Raw genomic sequence first — 4,251 nt, 5'->3', positions numbered from 1 at the left:
TGGCCAGAAGGATTTAATTACCAAAAATCCGAAGCTATTGGCCCGAAAGCTAGTCTGAGCGGAGCTTTTTTGAATGCAGCCAATCTCCGAGGAGCGGATTTAAGTTATTGCAATCTGCGAGGTGCTTATCTCAGTGGAGCGGATTTAACGGGAGCAAATTTAGAAGGAGCGGCATTAAGTGGCGCTAATCTTCAGAATGCTTTTTTGACTGGTGCTTATTTGCGAAATGCCATGTTAATTGGAGCTGAATTGCAAGGCGCAGATTTACGGGCTGCTGATTTGACTGGAGCAAATTTAGATCAATTGCAAAGTATTGCGGGTGCTGATTTCAGCTTGGTACAAGGATTGAGCGCCGAAACAAGAGCGATGCTTTCCAGTCGCAATTCCAAGGAGTTAGGTACTTGGAATCCTTATACTCGGAATAACACAGCTCAAAGTCTTGCAAATTAGATATCGTTTGTAGTGCGGACTTAAGTCCGCAAATTCAGAGGACTTAAGTCCTCACTACAAACCGTTTGTAGTGCGGACTTAAGTCCGCAAATTCAGAGGACTTAAGTCCTCACTACAAACAAATTTTAATTTTCCTATAAATTGCGTTCTAAATCGAACAGAAAACCGTGAATATACTCCTCAGTCCACTCCTCACCATAGAACCGCAGAAACATCCCCCTCGCAGGATCTTTCGCCGCACGATAGTTGATATAATGCGTTGAGCCTGAAGAATCTCGACCAATCTCTGACTGTCGGTGACTGGTTGCGCGCGATCGACCAAATCGAGATAAGCTTGTAGATAATCCTTAAAAGCGTCAAACACAAGAGTCTGCACAGCCTCAGTTTCCTTAGGACGAGTCCACAGAAAAGCCGGAGAAAAGAAAGGTTTTGCCTCTTCAGGAAAATCTCCCCCCCAGGGCAAATCTTTTTGATACTTGTTAAAAATCGGTAAAATCGGCTCTGAGTATTGCTTTTGATAGGCCGCATCATGAAAAAGCGGCTGCATATCCAAAGCAATCAAATGTCCCCCCGGTAAAGTCACCAAATCCGCCCCAAAAAAAGGCAAATCATAATTAATTTGCGGGAAAATCACAAAATTCAAAACCTGAAGAGCATCACCGCCCTCAACATGAGCCGCCCGAATTTGTCGCAGTTTGGGCGATTGAAAAGCATAGCTAGTAGTGACAACCAACTGCTCTTTTTTTCCTTTCCCAGTGATACATTCTTTTTTTTCAAAACCTGCTGGAATCGGATATGGAGCTAAGTCAAGTCGCTCCCTGAGCAGTGGGATGGCGTAATCTAAAAAAGGCTGATAGAGAGTCATTTTTAATTTATTTTGTCCCGGCGGGAACCGCTAAGGGAACAGCATCTTCAAACAAAAACTCGTACAAAAAGCGCTCTGACCATTCATGACCAAAATAGCTGCCGAACAGCCCGGATGCGGGGTCTCTTTCTGCACTATACTGATCGTATTCTTTCTGTGCTTTCACAATCCGCTGAATTTCTTCGGGAGTTGTCAGGGGAGTAGCTTGCTGTAGCATTTTCCAGTACAACTGGACGTATTCTTGATAGGCGGGAAACAATTGGTTCACTACTGTTTCGGCGTCGGTTTTGGCAAAGAGCAAATTCTTGGAAAAATACTGGTTGGCATCATAAAACTTCATTTCTAAGTCTTGTACCAACGAGCTGTATTTAGCTCGAATTTCGGTCAACGGTTCGATATACTTGTCTGTGTAAGCCCGATCGCGAAATAACGGCTGAAAATCTATCACCACCAAGATTTTCTTTTGTCCAAACGCTAAAAAATCAATCCCTAGCAACGGCACATCGTAATTGTGGCTTGGATAAATGACACTGTTAAAAATTTGTGCCGTTTCCCCAGCATCGATGTAGGTGTAGCGAATTTTTCGCAATTCAGGGCATTGATAACACCAGCTTTGAATTGTGGCGGGATTTTTACCTCTTTCACTCACCACAGATTCCAATCCAGAGGGAATGGGACGGCTCTCTAGTGCAAAGTTCTCAAACAGTTCTTTTTCTAGAAATTGCTGAAATGGCTTAAACATAGATTATAATTTAGCTCCTTCAATCTCTCCCTGAACACAGGATAATAGGCGATCGCCCTGGGCCTAGTCTCTTTTATGGATAACAAAGTAATATTTCGTTATGAAACCAAACGTGCGATCGCACTTAATCTAATGAAGACTTTTACCACACTCTCATCTTTGATTCTCTCAAATGTAACAAATCTTAATCAATTTTCTCATAATTCTAGTCTATAACTTGAATTGTACTCAATTCCCTCCGGACAATTTTAATAGCTATGCAATTAAGTGAAAGAGCAAAACAATTAATTCCCAAAGCGAGAATTGTCAGCTTTGCTACTTGGAAAAATATCTATCCAGATGAAGTAATTGCCATTTTTCAAAAGGCTGACGATGAAAGTCGATATCTCACAGATGAAGATTTAGAAATCATCAAAAATCTGGTTCCCGATACCTCTTCAATGTTAGAACAAGCAAGATTGCTGCGAGAGCAAGCTCCTAATCTTGTATCGAATGCCAGGGAAAAGGTGTTAGCCGACTTTCCAAATATCACCGAACCAGACAATGACCTCTATCCTGCTGAACGCGCCGAAGCTTGTTGGCGAGATTTTTGGCATTTCTTGCGCTCCGTCTCCTATAGCATAGCAGGGAAAAACCCGGAATTTACCAGTCAAGCAGGACTAGAAAACATGGAACTACTTTATCAAGAATTGCGAGTTCCCGTGGCGGCGATGCTCTGTGGATTACAACAATTAAAAATAGTCAGTTTACAGCAATTTAGTTCTGAGGAACAGCATTTATCTGGTCTTGCTTTTGACAATTTAATCGCTGGCTTAAAACAGTTCAGTCAAGTTTGACCGCTTAACAATCGCAGGAATTAACCACAGGCATTTAAGAAACCGGGTTCGTTCGCCCACATTCCTCGCACTTCAGGCCATATTTCCCGAAAAAACCCGGTTTCTGCCTCTAGAACTTGATAAAATATTCTTAATTGCGATCGAGCAAATTTTCTAAAGCCGCACCAACCACTCGATGATGGGAGTCTTGCCGCAGTTGACTCAACACCTGCTTCGCTTCTGGATCATCAAAATGCTTCAAAGCAGATGCAGTGTGCTGGCGAATCCCTTCATACTCAGAACTAGCCAGCGCCAACAACCGAGCCAATGCCGCTGCTTCCTGACTGCTTCCAGCTAAAGCACCGAGCGCGTCCACAGCCGCTTCCTGGGTGGTCATATCTTCCCCCGCCAAAGCTTCCACGCACACCTCAAACAGTTCGTTGTAGCACTCCATATCTACCAGCGCCCCCAAAATGCTGCGACGCACCAGCCAGTGGTCATCCTGAATAAAAGTCAGCACTAAATGAGACGCAGCGCACCTACCGAAGAGCGACAGGGAATTTGCCGCTTCGGCGCGCACATTGGGAGTGTTATCAAGTTTCATGATTTGCAGCAAGGCGGCGAAAGATTCGGCGGTTTGCTGTTGTCCAAATCCCCTGCTGACAAAGGTACGGACTAAAAATTCTGGGTCGTTGAGCCGAGCTTTTAGCAAAGGAACGGCAATCTCTGGTGTATAATCTTTCAGAGCTGCGATCGCCTTGAGTCGATATTGAAAATCAGAATTATCTAGAAACGCTTCAATTTCGTGAATATCCATAACCGCAACAGAGCAGGACTTTTCCTTACTTTAAACAACAGGGTTCACTTTGTGCAACTTACCAAAATTATCTTAACACCGAAATCTTTTTTTGACCGTGAACCTCGTTTCTTTAAACTCTCTCATCAAATCTCGTCTGAAAACTTCCGTATTTGAACCAATATTGTCGCAGTTCATGATGAGGTGTATGCAAACTCCCTTTCCCTTGATAGAGCATCACTTGTCGGTGATTTCCCATCCAAACTCGTTTGAGCGGTTCCACAGAAATTAAGCATCCTCCTAGACTGATGATACATTGCTCAAATCTCTCAACGGCTGGGTAGTCTAAAGTTTCAAAAATCAAAAATTGACCTAAAAAAATTAGGTGACGGCTTCGTATCCAAGCCTGCATTTTTTTATCGGCTATTGGGGGTAATAGCTGGTAAAAGTATAGTCATCTATTACATGACACGGGAGGCACCCGGTCCCTCCCCTTTCGCTTTCACTTCGAGCGGATTAACCCGCCTCGGCTGAGCTACGCAGCTCTCTATCCCATTGCTGAAGGCATTTGGGATTGCTTTTC

The 4,251-nt window shown here is 43.6% G+C and carries 5 protein-coding genes and 1 pseudogene; 2 read left to right on the top strand and 4 right to left on the bottom strand.

Annotation, left to right across the window (positions count from 1 at the left end; genetic code table 11):
- A partial coding sequence (locus JGK20_RS33555) for a pentapeptide repeat-containing protein (RefSeq protein WP_293233717.1) occupies positions 1-450 on the top strand: 450 nt, incomplete at its 5' end.
- Between the two features lie 134 nt (positions 451-584).
- Here JGK20_RS33555 and JGK20_RS33550 read toward each other — a convergent pair.
- Both JGK20_RS33550 and JGK20_RS33545 read right to left on the bottom strand, forming a co-directional pair.
- Positions 585-1,315 (bottom strand): annotated as a pseudogene (locus JGK20_RS33550) (phycoerythrobilin:ferredoxin oxidoreductase).
- Between the two features lie 7 nt (positions 1,316-1,322).
- Positions 1,323-2,057, bottom strand: a complete 735-nt coding sequence (locus tag JGK20_RS33545; protein ID WP_293184986.1) for a 15,16-dihydrobiliverdin:ferredoxin oxidoreductase — start codon at positions 2,055-2,057, stop codon at positions 1,323-1,325.
- Between the two features lie 257 nt (positions 2,058-2,314).
- Here JGK20_RS33545 and JGK20_RS33540 point away from each other — a divergent pair, with 257 nt between their 5' ends.
- The gene (locus JGK20_RS33540; RefSeq protein WP_293212532.1) at positions 2,315-2,893 is read left to right on the top strand and encodes a phycobilisome protein; all 579 of its coding nucleotides are present in this window, start codon (positions 2,315-2,317) and stop codon (positions 2,891-2,893) included.
- A gap of 130 nt (positions 2,894-3,023) precedes the next feature.
- On the opposite strand, the gene JGK20_RS33535 is transcribed toward JGK20_RS33540, so the two are convergent.
- Together JGK20_RS33535 and JGK20_RS33530 are read right to left on the bottom strand one after the other, a co-directional pair.
- The gene (locus JGK20_RS33535; RefSeq protein WP_293212534.1) at positions 3,024-3,689 is read right to left on the bottom strand and encodes a HEAT repeat domain-containing protein; all 666 of its coding nucleotides are present in this window, start codon (positions 3,687-3,689) and stop codon (positions 3,024-3,026) included.
- Positions 3,690-3,801: 112 nt separating this feature from the next.
- On the bottom strand, positions 3,802-4,080 hold the full coding sequence (locus JGK20_RS33530) for a CpeR family transcriptional regulator (protein WP_293192369.1): 279 nt from the start codon (positions 4,078-4,080) through the stop codon (positions 3,802-3,804).
- Between the last annotated feature and the right edge of the window lie 171 nt (positions 4,081-4,251).

Source organism: Microcoleus sp. PH2017_05_CCC_O_A (genome assembly GCF_020738785.1).
In the GTDB taxonomy this organism is placed as follows: domain Bacteria; phylum Cyanobacteriota; class Cyanobacteriia; order Cyanobacteriales; family Microcoleaceae; genus Microcoleus.
The sequence above is the reverse complement of the archived record's forward strand: the minus strand, read 5'-3'. Positions and strand labels throughout refer to the sequence as shown.

What these genes read in the sequence shown, in the direction of transcription:
- JGK20_RS33545 (WP_293184986.1), bottom strand. Translation starts at nt 2,057, where the DNA reads ATGTTTAAGCCATTTCAGCAATTTCTAGAAAAAGAACTGTTTGAGAAC.
- JGK20_RS33540 (WP_293212532.1), top strand. Translation starts at nt 2,315, where the DNA reads ATGCAATTAAGTGAAAGAGCAAAACAATTAATTCCCAAAGCGAGAATT.
- JGK20_RS33535 (WP_293212534.1), bottom strand. Translation starts at nt 3,689, where the DNA reads ATGGATATTCACGAAATTGAAGCGTTTCTAGATAATTCTGATTTTCAA.
- JGK20_RS33530 (WP_293192369.1), bottom strand. Translation starts at nt 4,080, where the DNA reads ATGCAGGCTTGGATACGAAGCCGTCACCTAATTTTTTTAGGTCAATTT.